Source organism: Klebsiella sp. GN_Kp190 (genome assembly GCF_040061795.1).
Classification (GTDB): domain Bacteria; phylum Pseudomonadota; class Gammaproteobacteria; order Enterobacterales; family Enterobacteriaceae; genus Klebsiella; species Klebsiella michiganensis.
In genome coordinates this window covers 1-18,094 of the sequence record NZ_JBEAFN010000009.1, presented here as the reverse complement: position 1 = coordinate 18,094, position 18,094 = coordinate 1, and the positions used below count along the sequence as shown (strand labels likewise).

Below are 18,094 nucleotides of genomic sequence, written 5' to 3'. Positions count from 1 at the left end.
GTACAGGGCGCGCAATGCAGTAGCAAATGTGAAATGCATTTCAATATGAATTCAGAGATGAATCTGGCTTCATAATAAAATCGTTCTCTATAAACACTCCTGATGTATATGAAATACTTTATATACAGCGAATCAACGTAACGTTAAATCTCTCTCAGTCGATTCGTTAAATCCCTGTCCTGCGCTCAATATTGACGCAGCCTGATGTGCCATTAGTATAAACTCTCGGGTCGCGGCGCTTTGCCAGGCCCCCTTTCGCTGTATCAAACACGCGGTTCTTTCCAGTAATGATGGCGCGAGTTCGATCGCGGTTAAATCGTCACGCCCCTGAACAATGGCAGCAGGAAGCAAGGTTGCCAACGACGTGCGTTCAACCACGGTCAGCACTGCGCTAATCGAGTTGGCCTCCATCTGCACTTTCGGTTGAATACCGCGCTGTCGGCAGTCGCGATCGATTTGCTCGCGAGTAGCAAAAGCGCTGCTTAGCAGAATCAGTGACGCCTGATTGAGCGCCGTCAGCGCCACACGGCGGGTCGCCGCCAGAGGATGAGAGCGGCCAACCACCAGCGCCAGGGTTTCAGAGAGCAGCGGCTGAGACACAATATCCCGTGAATCGCTACCGTCGAAAGCGATCCCGATATCCAGCTCATCATTGAGCAGCAGAGTCTCCATTCGATTCTGCGCCAGCTCTTGTATATCCAGCGTTATATTCGGGTAACGTTGATAAAACGAAGCCACCAGCGGCCCCATAAAATAATGGGTAAAGGTTGGCATCATCGCTACACGTAGGGTACCGCGCTGCAAATCTTCAACGTCATGAAGCGCGCGCTGCCCCTCGGCCAGTTCCCGTAAAGCCCGGCGCGCATAAATTAACCAGACCTTGCCGGCGTCCGTCAGGCAAGTGTTGCGCCCGCTGCGATCAAAAAGCCGTACTCCCAGCGTCTCTTCCAGCTGTCGAATCTGCTGCGACAAAGCCGGCTGTGAAACATGCAGGATGGCTGCCGCTCGCGTAAAGCCGCCGTGTTCAGCAACGGCAATGAAGTAGTTGAGGTGTCGCGGCAGCATGAATTCATCCATAAGAAATTCAAATGAACTCAATCATAATTAAGTATTTTAACTTATGAAATAAGTTACGTACTCTGCTCGCGATTCTTTACCAAACGCCACAGGAGATCGGCATGAGTTGCCTCAATACCTTCCCCACAGCGAAACAAACGCCGGCTACTCAACGATGAACCTGAAGCAACGTAATGGCACGATGCTGCTGGTGCTGGTGCTGGTGCTGGTGCTTATCGGTATCAATATGCGTCCGCTGCTGACCTCCGTTGGACCGCTCCTTCCGCAGATCCAGCAGGCAAGCGGCATGAGCTTCACGCTTGCCTCTCTGCTCACCGCGCTACCGGTGATCGCCATGGGTCTGCTGGCGCTAGCCGGCGGCTGGATTAACCGTCATTTCAGCGAGCGCCAAAGTATCTCCCTCAGCCTGTTAACGATCGTCGCCGGGGCTTTACTTCGCGAACTGGCGCCGCAGAGCGCGCTATTACTCAGCAGCGCGCTCCTTGGCGGAATCGGCATTGGTATTATTCAGGCGCTCATTCCCGCGGTGATAAAGCGTCTTTTTCATCGTCAGACGCCGCAGGTGATGGGGCTCTGGTCCGCGGCGCTGATGGGCGGCGGCGGCCTGGGCGCCGCATTCACGCCGTGGCTGGCGCAGCATAGCGCTATCTGGTATCACGCGCTTGCGTGGTGGGCGTTACCCGCCGCCGCCGCGCTCCTCTGCTGGTGGCCGCTAAGCCGAACGTTACCCGCCCGGACGCCATCAACAACCCGGGTCACGCTTTTTCGCCATCGTCGCGCGTGGACGCTTAGCCTCTATTTTGGTTTGATCAACGGCGGCTATGCCAGCCTGATTGCCTGGCTGCCGCCTTACTATATGCAGTCGGGCTACAGCGCGCAGTTCAGCGGTACCCTGCTGGCGTTAATGACCATCGGCCAGACCGGCGGAGCGCTCCTGCTGCCCATCCTGGCCAGACATGAGGATCGACGAACGCTTCTGATGCTGGCATTGGCCTTACAGCTTGTCGGCTTCTGCGGTTTTATCTGGCTACCGCAGCAGGTACCGCTTGTCTGGGCCATCTGCTGCGGTATTGGGCTTGGCGGCGCATTTCCGCTGTGTCTGGTCCTGGCGCTCGATCACGCCAGGCACCCCGCCATTGCGGGCCGACTGGTCGCGTTTATGCAGGGAGTGGGCTTTATTGTCGCCGGGCTTTCCCCCTTGCTGTCGGGACTGCTGCGGAGTTTAAGCGGCAATTACCAGCTCGACTGGATGCTTCACGACGCCTGCGTCCTGGCCTTAATGGCCATAACGCTGCGTTTCGCTCCCGCACGCTACCCGCAAGAGTGGCAACATCAGGATTCAGCCGCTCGCTGAACCCGTCATCTCCTCATGCGGGATAGTTAACTCCTCCCGCATTCAGGCAGAAAAAAGCACAAAATCAAACAACTATATCAGTACAAAAACTGTTGTTAATGACCGTCGCCAGAATGAAATTTAATACCGAATGAAATTAATGTGTCGCCGAATCACGACACTCGTAAGTAACTAAAAATTAATAAAAAAATGGCTCTTGTTTCCCTCATTTTTTAGGCGTACATTAGCGCCATCTGGAGCCGTTTACGCTCAGAATTTACAGCTACCGCCCGCTGAAAAAGCGTCGTTTTCGTGAGCGATAGCTGAGCAGGCAATGAAGAGCAAATTCATTTAAGGCGTCTCGCCGAGAGCGCGGAGTGATGAGTCGTGAAATATTTCTTAATGGGCATTTCTTTTATGGTCATCGTTTGGGCCGGTACTTTCGCCCTGATGATCTAGCTTTAACGGTGTTAAAAAAAGGAGCCTCTCGGCTCCTTTTTTTATTCGTGGCTTTCGCTGGTTAACTTAGCCGACGCGGGAAGCAGCCCGTCGGCACGGAACATCGATTTTATGCCGCGCACCGCCTGGCGGATACGATCGCGGTTCTCAATTAACGCGAAGCGTACATGGGTATCGCCATAGTCTCCAAAGCCAATGCCCGGAGAAACGCAGACTTTTGCATCCTGCAGCAGCTTTTTAGCAAACTCCAGTGAGCCCATCGCCGCATACTGCTCTGGGATCTTCGCCCAGACATACATTGACGCCTTCGGACATTCCACCATCCATCCGGCCTCATGCAACCCTTTCACCAGCACATCGCGACGACGTTTATACTGCTCGGCAATGTCGCGAACGCACTGCTGATCGCCTTCAAGCGCGGCAATCGCCGCAACCTGTAGAGGGGTGAAAGTGCCGTAATCGTGATAGCTTTTAATGCGCGCCAGCGCATTAACCAACGTTTTGTTACCGGCCATAAAGCCGATACGCCAGCCCGCCATATTATAGCTCTTAGAGAGCGTAAAGAATTCGACGGCGACATCGCGCGCGCCGGGGACCTGCATGATAGAGGGCGCTTTCCAGCCATCGTAAACAATATCGGCATAGGCCAGATCGTGCACCACCAGCACGTCATAACGCTTCGCCAGCGCCACGACTTTCTCGAAGAACTCCAGTTCGACGCACTGTGCGGTCGGGTTGGAGGGGAAACCGAGGATCATCATTTTCGGCTTCGGGTAACTCTCACGAATCGCGCGCTCAAGCTCGTTGAAGAAATCCACGCCTTCGACCAGAGGTACCGAACGTACCTGGGCTCCGGCAATCACCGCACCGTAAATATGGATGGGATAGCTGGGATTTGGCACCAGTACGGTATCGCCATGGTCAAGCGTCGCCAGCATCAGATGCGCCAGCCCCTCTTTTGAACCAATGGTGACTATCGCTTCTGATTCCGGATCGATCTCAACGTTATAGCGCTCTTGATACCAACGAGAAATCGCCCGGCGCAGGCGCGGAATGCCGCGGGAAGTAGAATAGCCGTGGGTATCGGGACGCTGGGCAACGGTGCAGAGTTTCTCAACGATATGCGGCGGAGTGGCGCCATCGGGGTTACCCATGCTGAAATCAATAATATCTTCGCCGCGGCGTCGCGCAGCCATTTTTAGTTCAGCAGTGATATTAAAAACGTAAGGGGGGAGACGATCGATACGCGTAAAACGGCGTTCAGGACTGAATTCAGCCATAGATTCCTCGGATTAACGTTAGCGCCCGGACCGTCCGAGCGACGCTGCTGCATGTGCAGCACGTTTAGAAAATAACCCGAAAATTTTCCTGCTGTCGAGAGGGGCAGAGAAAAATAATTTCTGGCGATAAAAACGGGCATCAGTACGACTAAATACGGCAGCAACGTTCTTTCCTCTCCTCACCTACTCCATCAAAATTAACATGCTGATATCTTTAATTTTACTTAAATGCTTGCTCATCCGTAGACGCTATTGAATCGCGGGTGTTTGTTATTAATCCCCTTTTATTTGTAAGACTTTTCCCTATTCATGCCTTCAGCTGGCCTTCTGCAGCGAGGTTTTCTATCATGTTGCTTTCTCGCGATTAACACGGCGCACACATGCACGAAATATTTACTATGCTGCTGGCGGTTTTTGACCGCGCGGCATTAATGCTGATTTGTCTCTTTTTCCTCATTCGCCTGCGCCTGTTTCGTGAACTTCTGCATAAATCCGCGCACACCCCTAAAGAATTGCTGGCCGTTACCGCGATCTTCTCTCTCTTTGCCCTCTTTAGCACCTGGTCAGGCGTACCGGTCGAGGGATCGCTGGTCAACGTGCGTATTATCGCGGTCATGTCCGGCGGGATCCTGTTCGGCCCGTGGGTTGGGGCAATTGTCGGCGCGATCGCCGGCGTACATCGCTACCTGATTGATATTGATGGCGTCACCGCCGTTCCCTGCTTTATTACCAGCATTGTCGCCGGTCTGCTCTCTGGTTTTATTGGTCGTAAAGTGCCGAAAGCCCAGCGCTGGAAAGCGGGGATCCTCGCCGGGATGCTATGCGAAACCTTAACCATGATTCTCGTGATCGTGTGGGCGCCTTCATTCGCGCTGGGGATAGACATCGTGTCTAAGATTGGTATTCCGATGATCCTTGGCAGCGTATGTATCGGCTTTATCGTTTTGCTGGTGCAGAGCGTTGAGGGGGAAAAGGAAGCCAGCGCCGCCCGTCAGGCAAAACTGGCGCTCGACATCGCCAACAAAACGCTCCCGCTATTTCGCCACGTCAACAGCGAGTCCCTGCGTCAGGTATGCGACATTATCCGCCGCGATATCAGTGCCGATGCCGTCGCGATTACCAATACCCAACACGTGATGGCCTACGTCGGCGTCGGGGAAATCAACTACCGCGATAACGATGACTTTATCAGCCCGACGACGCAACAGGCGATCCGCTATGGAAAAATCATTATTAAAAACAATGATGAGGCTCATCGGACGCCGGAAATACACTCTATGCTGGTCATTCCGCTGTGGGAAAAAGGCGTCGTCACCGGTACGCTAAAAATCTATTACTGCCACGCGCACCGCATCACCTCCTCATTGCAGGAAATGGCGGTAGGCCTGTCGCAAATCATCTCTACGCAGCTGGAGGTTTCCCGCGCTGAACAGCTGCGTGAAATGGCCAATAAAGCCGAGCTGCGGGCGCTGCAAAGCAAAATCAATCCCCATTTCTTATTTAATGCGCTGAACGCCATTTCATCGTCGATTCGCATGAATCCGGACACCGCGCGTCAGTTAATTTTTAATTTGTCGCGCTATTTACGCTACAACATTGAATTAAAAGATGATGAACAGATAGATATCAAAAGGGAGCTGTATCAAATCAAGGATTACATCGCGATTGAACAGGCTCGCTTCGGCGACAAGCTGACGGTGATTTATGATATTGATGATGAAGTCAGCTTTATGATCCCCAGCCTGCTAATTCAGCCGCTGGTGGAGAATGCTATCGTCCACGGGATTCAGCCCTGCAAAGGAAAAGGCGTGGTGACCATTGGCATCAATGAGTGCGGGAATCGGGTACGAATTAGCGTTCGCGATACGGGGAACGGTATCGACCCTGCGGTGGTAGCGAGGGTAGAGGCTGACGAAATGCCGGGAAATAAAATCGGTTTACTCAATGTTCATCACCGGGTCAAGCTACTGTACGGGGAAGGACTGCATATCCGACGCCTGACGCCGGGGACCGAAATTGCCTTCTATGTGCCAACCCAACACGCGCCCCAGGTGGCTACGGAGTCGCTGCTGTCATGAGCGGAGATAAAATGAAGGTCATCATTGTGGAAGATGAGTTCCTCGCGCAGCAAGAGCTCACCTGGTTGATTAACACCCATAGCGAAATGGAGATTGTCGGCACCTTTGACGACGGTCTGGATGTGCTGAAGTTTTTACAGCACAACAAAGTCGACGCCATTTTTCTCGATATCAATATTCCATCTCTGGATGGCGTACTGCTGGCGCAAAACATCAGCCAGTTCGCGCATAAGCCCTTTATCGTTTTTATTACCGCGTGGAAAGAGCATGCGGTGGAAGCCTTTGAGCTGGAGGCGTTTGATTATATTCTCAAGCCCTACCAGGAATCGCGCATTATCAACATGCTGCAAAAGCTGACCGGCGCCTGGCAGCAACAGCAGCAGGTCAGCGCCGGTAGCGGGGCAGCGGCCAATCCAGCCAGGGAAAACGACACGATTAATCTGGTTAAAGATGAACGGATTATCGTCACCAGCATCCACGATATTTACTACGCGGAAGCGCATGAAAAGATGACGTTCGTTTATACCCGCAAGGAGTCCTTCGTGATGCCGATGAATATCACGGAGTTCTGCAACAAGCTACCGCCGGCGCACTTTTTCCGCTGTCACCGCTCGTACTGCGTCAACCTGAACAAAATTCGCGAAATCGAACCCTGGTTCAACAACACCTATATTCTGCGGCTACGCGACCTTGAGTTTCAGGTTCCGGTAAGCCGCAGCAAGGTGAAAGAGTTTCGCCAGCTCATGCATCTGTAGAGGATTTACCCGAATAATCATTTTATTCGGGTAAGAGACGGGGCTTACAGAATCTGTCCCAGAGTCTGACGCAGGTGCGCGCCGGAGCCCAGCAGTCCCGGATTGTCGTGGACAATCAGATAGACCGGAATATCCTGGACGAAGGCTTTAAATCGGCCTTTATCTTCAAAACCGCCGCGAAAGCCGGAGGCTTTGAAGAATTCAAGGAAGCGCGGCACGATACCGCCAGCAATATACACGCCGCCAAAGGTGCCGAGGGTCAGCGCCAGGTTACCGCCAAATCGGCCCATAATGACGCAAAACAGCGACAGCGCGCGGCGGCAATCGATGCAGGTATCGGCCAGCGCGCGTTCGGTCACATCTTTAGGCTGCAGATTTTCCGGTAGACGCCCGTCAGACTTCACGATCGCATGGTAAAGATTGACCAACCCCGGTCCAGATAAGACGCGTTCAGCGGAGACGTGCCCCAGCTCGCTGCGCAGCTCTTCGAGAATAATGCCTTCCTCTTCGCTATTGGGGGCGAAATCCACATGGCCGCCCTCACCCGGCAGGCTCACCCAGCGCTTATCAACGTGTACCAGATGAGCAACGCCCAGCCCGGTACCGGCGCCGTAGACGGCAATCGGCTTGCCTTCCACCGGTTCCGCGCCGCCAAACTGAATCAGATGTTCAGCTTTTAGCATGGGGATCGCCATCGATACTGCGGTAAAATCGTTAATGATTTCCAGATGCGAGAAACCCAGGTTCTTTTTCATCTCAGCGATAGAAAATGCCCAGGTGTGGTTGGTCATCGCCACCCAGTCGCCGGTAATCGGACAGGCGATGGCAATACAGCCGTCTTCTACCTGGACGTTATGCTCTTCCAGATAGACCTGAACAACGGCTTCAAGACTGGGATAATCGAGCCCGGAATAGGTCTTAGCACGGGAGATCTCCCCGCTTGCCAGATCGCATAACGCCAGACGAGCATTCGTTCCGCCAACGTCCCCTACTAAAGCAAATTTTGTCATTCCGTTACGGCTCCGCTAAAGTCAAAATGATTCTTTGGCACACTCTAAATTCATGACGTCCTAACAACAACGACCAACGCATAAGCGCCCTTTGTTTAGCGACCTACGTCACAGTTAGGCTGTAATTTATGAAATTATTGTGCGGCCAATCGTCAGGCCAGCTCTTTACTTTATCGTTTCAGCACCATTTGCGCCAACGACCTTAACGCCCCCGGGCAAAGTAGTGCGTCGAAACCTTCAGAAGGATATTTTCATGCTGCACCCGCGCGCCAGAACGATGCTGTTGTTATCGATACCCGCAATCGTGATTGGTATTGCTGCCAGCCTGGTCTTGATTGTGGCGATGAAAACGGCAGCCATGCTGCAGAATATTCTCTGGAGTAGCCTGCCTGGATTGCTGGGTATGAACGCCAGCGGCCCTTTCTGGACGATAGCTATCCTCACCGGCACCGGCATCGCCGTGGGTCTGGTCGTGCGTTTTAGTCCTGGTCACGCCGGACCCGATCCGGCCACCGAGTCACTCATTGGCGCACCGGTGAGTCCCGGCGCTCTGCCCGGCCTGCTCGCTGCGCTGATCGTCGGCCTGGCGGGCGGCGTTAGCCTCGGGCCGGAGCATCCTATCATGGTGATTAATATCGCCCTCACTGTGGCGCTTGGCTCCCGCCTTTTCCCGCGAGTCAGCGCGCTGGACTGGACGATCCTGGCGTCCTCCGGCACTATCGGGGCGCTATTTGGCACGCCTGTTGCCGCGGCGCTGATCTTTTCGCAAACGCTGAACAGCAGTAACGATGTCCCGCTTTGGGACCGACTCTTCGCCCCCTTACTTGCCGCGGCGGCGGGCTCTCTGACCACCGGGCTGTTTTTCCACCCCAACTTTTCGTTACCTATTGCGCACTACGAGCGGTGGCAGCTTGTCGATATCTTTAGCGGCGCTATCGTGACGCTGATTGCTATTGCCGTCGGCATGGTTGGCGTTTGGTGCTTACCGCGCCTGCACGCGCTGATGCAGCGGCTGAAAAATCCGATCTTAACCCTCGGTATTGGCGGATTTTTATTGGGGATCCTGGGCGTCGTCGGCGGGCATATCACGCTGTTTAAAGGCCTGGATGAAATGCAGCAATTAGCCTTCAGCCAGACGTTAACCGCCAGCGATTACATGCTTATTGCTTTAGTGAAGCTGGCGGCGCTGGTGCTGGCGGCCGCCTGTGGTTTTCGCGGCGGTCGAATTTTTCCGGCGGTGTTCGTCGGCGTCGCGCTAGGCCTGATGCTTCACGCACACGTGGATGCCGTGCCGGCAGCCATCACCGTTTCCTGCGCCATCCTCGGACTGACGCTGGTAGTGACGCGTGATGGCTGGTTGAGCCTGTTTATGGCAGCGGTCGTGGTGCCCGATTCCACGCTGCTTCCGCTGCTGTGTATCGTCATGCTTCCGGCCTGGCTGCTGCTGGCCGGTAAACCCTTGATGATTGCCAGGAAGCGTGGAGATTAAACCCGGCTGTTTCTCTCTTCCAGCGCCTGAGTGACCGTGCGCAGAAAGTCGGGAATATCCATTTTTGGCAGCATCACCTCCACCAGCGTCAGCCTGTCTGAGGCGACGCTGCTATTCATCGCTTCCTGCAGTTCGTGGGTGCGCGTCACTCGCCAGCATCGGGAAGGGACATCGGGCGCAAAAGCGTCAGGCAGGCGATTCCAGTCCCAGAGCGCAATATCGTTATAGCGCTGCTCGGGGCCGTGAATCGCGCGCTCGACCGTATAGCCTTCGTTATTGAGCAACAGGATCAGCGGGCGCTGCTTATCTCTGAGCATCGACCCCAGTTCCTGAATAGTTAACTGCGCAGCGCCATCGCCAACAATCAGCACCACCCTTCTGTCCGCTGCCGCGATTTGCGCCCCGTAGGCTGCCGGAAGGGTAAAGCCTATCGATCCCCATAGCGGCTGGACAATCAGCGTTGCGTCAGCGGGCAGCTTAAGCGCGGCGGCGCCAAAAGCGGCCGTCCCCTGATCGGCAAGGATAATATCTCCCGGGCGCAGCTGTTTCTGCACCGTACTCCAGAAGTTTTTCTGCGTCAGGCTCCCCTCTGGCGCGCCGCTGACGCCCGGCGCCTGAACATTTGGCGCATGCCATTCTGCCGCCAGGCTGGCAGAGAGTTCGATCAAGACATCCAGCGCCTTTTCCATCGGTACCCGGCTAAACCAGCGATCGCCAACCCGAACGGCGAAGGGCTGGACTTCTATCGTTTTTTCCTGCGGAAGGTGTTGGGTGAAACCGGCGGTAATGGTATCGGTAAAACGCGTGCCGACGCAGATAATGGTATCCGCGCTTTCAATGGCATCGCGGGTATCCTCTGCGCTGGCTATCCCGCTATAAGTCCCGACGAACCCAGGCTGCTGCTCATCAAAAAGCCCTTTGCCCATCAGCATCGTGGCGTAAGCAACCGGCACCTTCGCCACCCACTCTCGCAGAGCGTTTTGTAGTCCATAGCGCTGGGCGAGGAAATCCGCCAGCAGCGATACGCGACGGCTGCTTCTGAGCATCCGCTCGGCGTGCTCGCGGAACCCGGCCAGCTGGTTCTCGTCGGCGGGCAGCGTGTGAATAAGCAAGCGGTGAGCTGGCGGGGTGGCCTTTGCTTTGGCCACATCGGCCGGCAGCATGAGATAACCAGGGCGATGCTGGGTCAGCATTTCACTCAGTACCCGGTCTATTTCATGGCAGGCATTTCCCGCCGCCAGCACCGCCTGAGAGCAGGTAATATGTTCACTCATACGCGAAAAGTGGCTGAAATCACCGTCGCCAAGCGTATGGTGCAGCAGCTCGCCGCACTGCTGTGCGCCGGTACAGGGCGCGCCGACGATATGCAGGACCGGTACATGCTCAGCGTAGCTCCCGGCAACGCCGTTGAGCGCGCTCAGTTCACCGACGCCATAGGTGGTCAACAGCGCGCCCGCGCCCTTAATGCGCGCATAGCCATCGGCGGCATAGGCGGCGTTTAGCTCGTTAGCACAGCCTACCCACCCTAAGCTCTGCTGCGCGATAACGCTGTCGAGAAACTGTAAATTGTAATCACCCGGTACGCCAAACAAGCGGTCTATGCCGCAATCTACGAGACGATCCAGCAGATAATCGCCAATGGTATAAGTCGGTTGCATATCCTTACTCTCCTCTCGTGCAGGTAAGTTGAGTATTGAATAAGCAGGTGCGCTGTCCAGATTGCGCTCAACAATGGCGGTGGAAAGCAAAATTTACGCCTTCAGGGTGTGTACTCCGCGGCAAACATTCTTTAGTGTAAACGTATACACAACCCTGTTTTATCTGCGGAGGAAGTATGGTTTACCAGGCAAACGCCACGCGATATCAAACGATGGAGTACCGCCGCTGCGGTCATAGCGGACTAAAGCTACCGGCGATTTCTCTTGGGCTTTGGCACAATTTTGGCGACGAAACGCGGGTGGAAACCAGCCGCCAGCTTCTGCGTCACGCATTCGATCTCGGCATGACTCATTTTGATTTAGCCAACAACTATGGGCCACCGCCGGGTTCGGCGGAGAGTCATTTTGGCCGCATCCTGAAAGAGGATTTTTTGCCCTATCGCGATGAACTGATTATCTCCAGTAAAGCCGGTTACACCATGTGGGACGGCCCCTATGGCGACTGGGGATCGCGCAAGTACCTGATTGCCAGCCTCGACCAGAGCCTTAAGCGAATGGGTCTCGACTATGTCGACATCTTCTACCATCACCGCCCCGATCCCGAAACGCCGCTGCGGGAAACCATGAGCGCGCTGGACCACATCGTCCGCCAGGGGAAAGCGCTCTACGTCGGATTATCGAATTATCCGCTCGAACAGGCCCGGGAAGCCGTCAATATCCTTAACGATCTCGGCACGCCGTGTCTGATTCATCAGCCTAAATATTCGATGTTTGAACGCTGGGTCGAGGAGGGATTACTCGATTTCCTACAGAGCGCGGGGGTGGGAAGTATAGCGTTTTCACCGCTTGCGGGCGGCCAGCTCACCAACCGTTACCTGCACGGTATCCCGGCGGACTCCCGCGCCGCCAGCGGCAGCCGGTTCCTGCAACCGGAGCAGCTTACTGAAAGCAAGCTGGAAAAGATTAGTCAGCTGAATACGCTGGCCGAATCCCGCGGGCAAAAGCTCTCACAGATGGCGCTGGCCTGGGTACTGCGCGATGAGAAAGTGACGTCGGTACTGATTGGCGCCAGTAAAACTTCGCAGCTCGACGATGCGGTTGGCATGCTGGGAAACCGCCATTTCAGCGCCGAAGAACGGGCCACCATTGACGCGATCCTTGCGGTGTAAATTCATTGTTACTTTAGCAAAAAGTGCTCTCACTTGCGATTTAGGAGTTCCTCCGATGCGGCGGGGCTTTACCGCCCCGTAATATCAGGTTAACAGGCCGACAACGGCCCCGATCGTGAAGGAGAAGAGTATGTTCAGGTCACTGATTTTGGCTGCAGTGCTTCTGGCTTCAGCGCCATTGGTCGCTAACGCTGGTGAAATCACCCTGTTGCCATCAATAAAATTACAAATTGGCGATCGCGACAATTACGGTAACTACTGGGACGGTGGCGGCTGGCGCGACCGTGATTACTGGCGTCGACACTATGAGTGGCGCGATAACCGCTGGCGTCGTCACGACAACGGCTGGCATCGCGGCTGGGATAAAGGTAAAGCCTACGAACGCGGCTATCGCGAAGGCTGGAAAGATCGCGATGACCGACGCGGCGGCTGGGGGCGTGGGCCAGGCGGCGGACGCGGACATGGCCACGGGCATCATTAATCGCAAAAGGGAGCCATTCGGCTCCCTTTTTCATCGTCACGCTTAACTGAATATCGTTCCAATAATCAGCCAGCCGTTAAGCAGCACAACGACCGCAACTATCCCCCACCCCAGCAGTTTTACCCACCGGGAATTGACCAGGTCGCCCATTAATCGGGAATCGCTGGTGAATATCAGCAGCGGCACCAGCGCGAGGGCGATACCAAAGCTCAGCAATACCTGGCTCATCACCAGAATACGCGTGGGATCCAGCCCCATTAAAATGACGATAAACGACGGCAGCATGGTGATCGCCCGGCGAAACCACAGCGGGATATGAAAGCGGATAAAGCCCTGCATTACCACCTGCCCTGCCAGGGTTCCCACAACCGTGGAGGATAAACCCGCCGCTATCAGGCTCAGACCAAAGATGGTAGCTGCCGCGTGGCTCAGTAAGGGCTCCAGCGTCAGATAGGCCTGATCGAGGTCGGCAATCCCGGTGTGGCCGTTAAAGTGGAAGGCGGCGGCGGCGGTCGCCATCATGGCCAGGTTAACAAAACCCGCGATGGTCATGGCAATGGCGACATCCCAGCGCGTGGCGTTATAGCGCTCTTTGCGCGTCCCCCCGTGCAGGTGCTGAGTGAGCGATGAGTGTAAGTAGATAACATGCGGCATGATGGTCGCCCCCAATACCCCGGCGGCAAGAAACACCGCTTCGCTGGTCGGCAGTGAAGGCACGATCATCCCTTTCGCCAGGGGTGCCAGCGCGGGCTGGGAGAAGATAAGCTCAACGACATACGCTGCGGCGACAAACAGCAGCAGCCCGCCTATCACTTTTTCCAGCGGCTTTTGACCGCGACGCTGCAGCATCAGAATCAGGAAGGTCGCAATCCCGGTCAATACAGCGCCCTGAAGCAATGACACGCCGAGCACCAGCTTAAATCCGATAGCCGCGCCAATAAACTCGGCAAGATCGGTCGCCATAGCGATAATTTCGGCCTGCACCCAGTAGAACCACACCACAGGACGCGGGTAGTGGTCGCGAATTTGCTCCGCCAGATTTTTACCGGTGGCGATGCCCAGCTTCGCCGACATCACCTGAATCAGCATCGCCATCAGGTTAGCCCATACCACCACCCACAGCAGCTGATAGCCAAAGCTGGCGCCGGCCTGAATGTTGGTGGCGAAGTTACCCGGATCGATATAGCCAATGGCAGCAATGAACGCCGGCCCCATCAGGGCGAGCTTAATCTTGCGCGCTGCGCGACCGCTGCTATTCTCAACGCGACTGTTGGTCATTTTCTGCCTCTGGAAATATAGCCTTTGCTATGTTTTATGCTATCAAAATGCGAATGATTATCAAGTTCATTTGGAGCGATGATAATGATTGCTGTGATAGGGGAGAACGATAGCGGGTTGGCAACGGAAAACCGGGGAACTGATAAACGCTTTTAATTAATCACCAGAATAGTACAACCGAGCAACTTTTAAAACCTTTACGTAACATAACAAAAATGCATGGTTGATCACTATTTTTGCCATTAGTCACATATCCTTGCAATAGTGTGTGCTGGCTCTCGTTTTCTTTGCGCTTGTTACATAGAATGTGCACAGAAATTTAACCTGCCTCATATTTGGAGCAAATATGGACCGCGTCCTGCACTTTATTCTCGCGATCGTAGTGGTGGCCATTCTGGCCCTGTTGGTCAGCCACAACCGTAAGCAGATTCGTATTCGTTATGTCATTCAGCTGCTGGTCATTGAAGTGCTGCTGGCCTGGTTCTTCCTGAACTCTGACATTGGTCTGGGTTTTGTGAAGGGCTTCTCCGAGATGTTTGAAAAACTTCTCGGTTTCGCCAACGAAGGGACAAACTTCGTCTTCGGCAACATGAACGACAAAGGCCTGGCGTTCTTCTTCCTGAAGGTTTTGTGCCCGATCGTCTTTATTTCTGCGCTGATCGGTATTTTGCAGCATATTCGTATTCTGCCTATCGTCATTCGCGCGATTGGTACCGTGCTGTCCAAAATCAACGGCATGGGCAAGCTGGAATCCTTTAACGCTGTCAGCTCGCTGATTCTGGGCCAGTCCGAAAACTTCATCGCCTATAAAGATATTCTTGGCAAGATGTCCCGCAACCGCATGTACACCATGGCGGCGACCGCGATGTCTACGGTATCCATGTCTATCGTGGGCGCGTACATGACCATGCTGCAGCCGAAATATGTAGTTGCGGCGCTGGTACTGAACATGTTCAGCACCTTTATCGTGCTGTCGCTGATTAACCCGTATCGCGTTGACGAAAGCGAAGAAAATCTGCAGATGTCTAACCTGCATGAAGGACAGAGCTTCTTCGAGATGCTGGGTGAATACATCCTGGCAGGCTTTAAAGTGGCGATTATCGTGGCCGCCATGCTGATTGGTTTTATCGCGCTGATTTCCGCGCTGAACGCCCTGTTCGCCACTGTCACCGGCTGGTTCGGCTATAGCATCTCCTTCCAGGGGATCCTCGGCTATATCTTTTATCCGGTTGCGTGGGTGATGGGCGTACCGGCAGGTGAAGCGCTGCAGGTAGGAAGTATTATGGCCACCAAGCTGGTTTCTAACGAATTCGTCGCCATGATGGATCTGCAGAAAGTTGCCGCCACGCTCTCTCCGCGTGCGGAAGGCATCATCTCTATCTTCCTGGTCTCCTTCGCCAACTTCTCTTCTATCGGTATCATCGCCGGCGCGATTAAAGGCCTGAACGAAGAGCAAGGTAACGTGGTTTCCCGCTTCGGCCTGAAGCTGGTGTACGGTTCTACGCTGGTGAGCGTGCTCTCTGCGTCTATCGCCGCGCTGGTACTGTAATCCGTCAGCGGTATCGCGAAAGCCGGGCAAGTCCCGGCTTTTTCATGCCCGCAGTTCGCTCAACGGCAGCGGCTTACCCACCAGATACCCCTGGAGATAATCGACGCCTAACTCGAGAAGCTTTTCCCGCTGCTCCGGCGTTTCAACGTATTCCGCCACCACTTTCATCTTCTTAACCTTAGCCATTTCAATAATGGATTTGACCATAATGGCGTCCAGCGGATCGGTCTCGATATCACGCACGAAGCAGCCGTCAATTTTCAGGATATCGGCCCGCAGGCTTTTCAGACGCTCGTAGTTTGCGTAGCCGGTACCAAAGTCATCAATCGCTATACCGCAACCGAAATCTCGCAGCAGCTGGATGTTATGCATGCTGGTCTCGACATCGGAAAACGCCTGCTCTTCGGTAACTTCAATCGTTATCGCCTCCGCCGACAGGTTATAGCGTTTAAACAGCGCGATAATTTGCGCCGCGCTATCCTTTTGCATCAGCGTATAGGGCAGAAGGTTGACGGAGAAATGCTGACCCTGATGGTGATTGAGCGAACTAAACAGCGTTTCCAGCACCTGCATATCAAAACGCTGGCTCAGGTTAAACTGCGCAATCAGCGGGATAAACCGATCGGGCGTAATGATGGTATTGCCGCAGCGCATACGACTCAGTATCTCGTAATACCCCTCTCCGGAGGCGTCCCGGATAGGCTGGGCGTACAGTACCAGCCCACGTTCGTTAAGCGCCTGCTTAATCTTCGCCAGCAGCCGTACCTGTTCGCTCGTTTGATCGGAAATCTGCTCTTGCGCCGCGTCCAGCGGTAATACGCGCCGCGCCGCGCCGGCCTGCTCCGATAACCAGCTAAGCTGACCAAGCATCGGGTGAAGCTCAGATTCTATGCCGCGGTAGCCGCCCCACGATGCGCCAAATTCCAGATCTAACGCCTGGTTATTCCAGCTAAACTTTTTATGGTTAAGCGTGGAAACAATATGACTTAACCGCGCCTCTGGCTCCGGCCCCTTCAGTACCAGCAGTAGCTCGCTGCCGGGGAGCTGAAATATTCGCTCGCCGGGAGCTAATAGCGGCTGTAGCTTCCGGGCTATCTGCCGTTTGCTCTCCACTCTCATCATCATGCCATAATGGCGGCTCAGGAAGTCCAGATTCTGAATGCGCAGGCTGCTGATGGCCACAGCAGGATTCCGCTGCAGGTGACTCTCCAGCGCGCGCAGATTCGGTAAACCGGTTAGCGGATCTTCTTCCGCCTGATCCCGCCATCTGAACTTCATTCTTTCACTGCGAGCATAGATATCCGCCATATAAAACAGGCAGATAGTGAAACAAATGAGTACCGAAAGAACAAACGACAGTGAATATTCAGTTTGTACGCCGTGTAAAAAATTCTGGTTATACGCCACGAGTAAAAAGGCTGAAACGGACCATGAAATGCGAATCAGCGTATGCCCCAGGCGGCTAATACCAATGAAGTATAAAATGAAAATAAGCGGGACTAAATAACCGGCAATAAAAACAGAATCATAAGGCGTACACAGCACCAGTAATATTGCCGCCAGGGCCACAAACCAATACAACGTAAATACCCGCTGCTCGCCCGCCCGCCATGAGTGGCAAAGATTGCGCCAGAATGCTCGCGCATAACGTGGACTGATAATCATCCGCAACGGATAATAAAAGAATGTCGTGAAAATTAATGCGGCGCTAATCAGGCTTTGTATATCGATAATGGTGTAAATAACCGACATACTGCCGAAATAGCTGGATATTGCCAACGGAAAAGCAAAAAAACGCCCCGCCAGATACATGGTGACCTTCAAAAGGAGCGGTGCAAAAAAGCCGCCCCAAAAAATCCTCGCGCCCATATGTTTTGCCGTCAGCCCAGCGCGCCAGCGCCTTCCAAGCTGAAAGCGAACAATCGCGCAGGACAGGAAAACCGAGAAGAGCTGGCAAAATAGCAGGATCAGCGCCTGGGTTAGCGTCAGATCGATTATCCAGGCATTAGTGATCGCAAACGCGATAATCAATGGCGCAACGGCGTAGCGGCCAAAAATAAAAAGTACGGAATACATTAAGCTCAGCGGTAGCCACGCCAGATAAATTTGATTTCCGTCAATAATGGTTTGTGGGGAAATAAATCGGGACAGCGGAATTGCGATAAAGCAGACCAGGAGCGCCAGCAGAGTTTTTTTGATCTTAATGTTAAGATGATCAATCATTATTGTTAATTAAAACTCCGGCTGCAATAAATATATTCAGGCAACAGATATTATGTTGCTTAATAAAGGCAGGCAAGATTTTAAATAGTGAAAAAATCTGAAATTACTTAACGCAGAGGTTTGCTGACTTATTCAGAGAATGCTTTACATTTCCTCCGCCAGACAAACAAAAAACCCCCGCCGTAGCGAGGGTTCCGAATTTGGTGGAGCTAAGCGGGATCGAACCGCTGACCTCTTGCATGCCATGCAAGCGCT

Annotated in this window: 14 protein-coding genes; 8 read left to right on the top strand and 6 right to left on the bottom strand. The window is 54.0% G+C overall.

Going from position 1 to position 18,094, the window contains the following annotated elements; all coding sequences use genetic code 11:
• Positions 1-132 precede the first annotated feature (132 nt).
• The gene (cynR, locus tag ABLU67_RS06275) at positions 133-1,065 is read right to left on the bottom strand and encodes a transcriptional regulator CynR (protein WP_025106649.1); all 933 of its coding nucleotides are present in this window, start codon (positions 1,063-1,065) and stop codon (positions 133-135) included.
• 166 nt (positions 1,066-1,231) lie between these two features.
• Here cynR and ABLU67_RS06270 point away from each other — a divergent pair, with 166 nt between their 5' ends.
• Positions 1,232-2,431 carry a cyanate transporter gene (locus ABLU67_RS06270; RefSeq protein ID WP_348852211.1) on the top strand — a complete coding sequence of 400 codons (1,200 nt, stop codon included), beginning with the start codon at positions 1,232-1,234 and terminating at the stop codon, positions 2,429-2,431.
• Between the two features lie 366 nt (positions 2,432-2,797).
• The gene (ypdK, locus tag ABLU67_RS06265) at positions 2,798-2,869 is read left to right on the top strand and encodes a membrane protein YpdK (RefSeq protein ID WP_077777854.1); all 72 of its coding nucleotides are present in this window, start codon (positions 2,798-2,800) and stop codon (positions 2,867-2,869) included.
• A gap of 41 nt (positions 2,870-2,910) precedes the next feature.
• Here the strand turns inward: ypdK and alaC are convergent, their stop codons facing one another.
• Entirely contained in the window at positions 2,911-4,149 is a 1,239-nt protein-coding gene (gene alaC / locus ABLU67_RS06260) for an alanine transaminase (RefSeq protein WP_301717922.1), read from the bottom strand.
• Positions 4,150-4,547: 398 nt separating this feature from the next.
• Here alaC and ABLU67_RS06255 point away from each other — a divergent pair, with 398 nt between their 5' ends.
• Together ABLU67_RS06255 and ABLU67_RS06250 are read left to right on the top strand one after the other, a co-directional pair.
• Positions 4,548-6,227, top strand: a complete 1,680-nt coding sequence (locus tag ABLU67_RS06255) for a sensor histidine kinase (RefSeq protein ID WP_161506375.1) — start codon at positions 4,548-4,550, stop codon at positions 6,225-6,227.
• Between the two features lie 11 nt (positions 6,228-6,238).
• The gene (locus tag ABLU67_RS06250) at positions 6,239-6,982 is read left to right on the top strand and encodes a LytTR family DNA-binding domain-containing protein (protein ID WP_025106647.1); all 744 of its coding nucleotides are present in this window, start codon (positions 6,239-6,241) and stop codon (positions 6,980-6,982) included.
• Between the two features lie 44 nt (positions 6,983-7,026).
• On the opposite strand, the gene glk is transcribed toward ABLU67_RS06250, so the two are convergent.
• A complete protein-coding gene (gene glk / locus ABLU67_RS06245; protein WP_004852938.1) occupies positions 7,027-7,992 on the bottom strand; it encodes a glucokinase in 966 nt (321 codons plus the stop codon).
• Between the two features lie 253 nt (positions 7,993-8,245).
• Here glk and ABLU67_RS06240 point away from each other — a divergent pair, with 253 nt between their 5' ends.
• Entirely contained in the window at positions 8,246-9,481 is a 1,236-nt protein-coding gene (locus ABLU67_RS06240) for an ion channel protein (protein ID WP_014230299.1), read from the top strand.
• Here ABLU67_RS06240 and ABLU67_RS06235 read toward each other — a convergent pair.
• Positions 9,478-11,139 carry a thiamine pyrophosphate-binding protein gene (locus ABLU67_RS06235; protein WP_348852210.1) on the bottom strand — a complete coding sequence of 554 codons (1,662 nt, stop codon included), beginning with the start codon at positions 11,137-11,139 and terminating at the stop codon, positions 9,478-9,480. The two genes, ABLU67_RS06240 and ABLU67_RS06235, sit on opposite strands and share 4 nt — an antisense overlap.
• Before the next feature lie 176 nt (positions 11,140-11,315).
• On the opposite strand from ABLU67_RS06235, the gene mgrA reads away from it, so the two are divergent.
• Together mgrA and ABLU67_RS06225 are read left to right on the top strand one after the other, a co-directional pair.
• Positions 11,316-12,308: an L-glyceraldehyde 3-phosphate reductase gene (gene mgrA, locus ABLU67_RS06230; protein ID WP_064358870.1), complete on the top strand. Its 993-nt coding sequence runs from the start codon at positions 11,316-11,318 to the stop codon at positions 12,306-12,308.
• A gap of 130 nt (positions 12,309-12,438) precedes the next feature.
• Positions 12,439-12,789: a DUF2502 domain-containing protein gene (locus tag ABLU67_RS06225; RefSeq protein WP_014230302.1), complete on the top strand. Its 351-nt coding sequence runs from the start codon at positions 12,439-12,441 to the stop codon at positions 12,787-12,789.
• A 42-nt stretch (positions 12,790-12,831) separates the two neighbouring features.
• Here ABLU67_RS06225 and ABLU67_RS06220 read toward each other — a convergent pair whose 3' ends face one another.
• Positions 12,832-14,067: an Nramp family divalent metal transporter gene (locus tag ABLU67_RS06220; RefSeq protein WP_025106644.1), complete on the bottom strand. Its 1,236-nt coding sequence runs from the start codon at positions 14,065-14,067 to the stop codon at positions 12,832-12,834.
• 346 nt (positions 14,068-14,413) lie between these two features.
• Here ABLU67_RS06220 and ABLU67_RS06215 point away from each other — a divergent pair, with 346 nt between their 5' ends.
• On the top strand, positions 14,414-15,616 hold the full coding sequence (locus tag ABLU67_RS06215) for a NupC/NupG family nucleoside CNT transporter (protein ID WP_004104312.1): 1,203 nt from the start codon (positions 14,414-14,416) through the stop codon (positions 15,614-15,616).
• Positions 15,617-15,658: 42 nt separating this feature from the next.
• Here the strand turns inward: ABLU67_RS06215 and ABLU67_RS06210 are convergent, their stop codons facing one another.
• Positions 15,659-17,839 carry an EAL domain-containing protein gene (locus tag ABLU67_RS06210; protein WP_047723147.1) on the bottom strand — a complete coding sequence of 727 codons (2,181 nt, stop codon included), beginning with the start codon at positions 17,837-17,839 and terminating at the stop codon, positions 15,659-15,661.
• Positions 17,840-18,094: the final 255 nt, after the last annotated feature.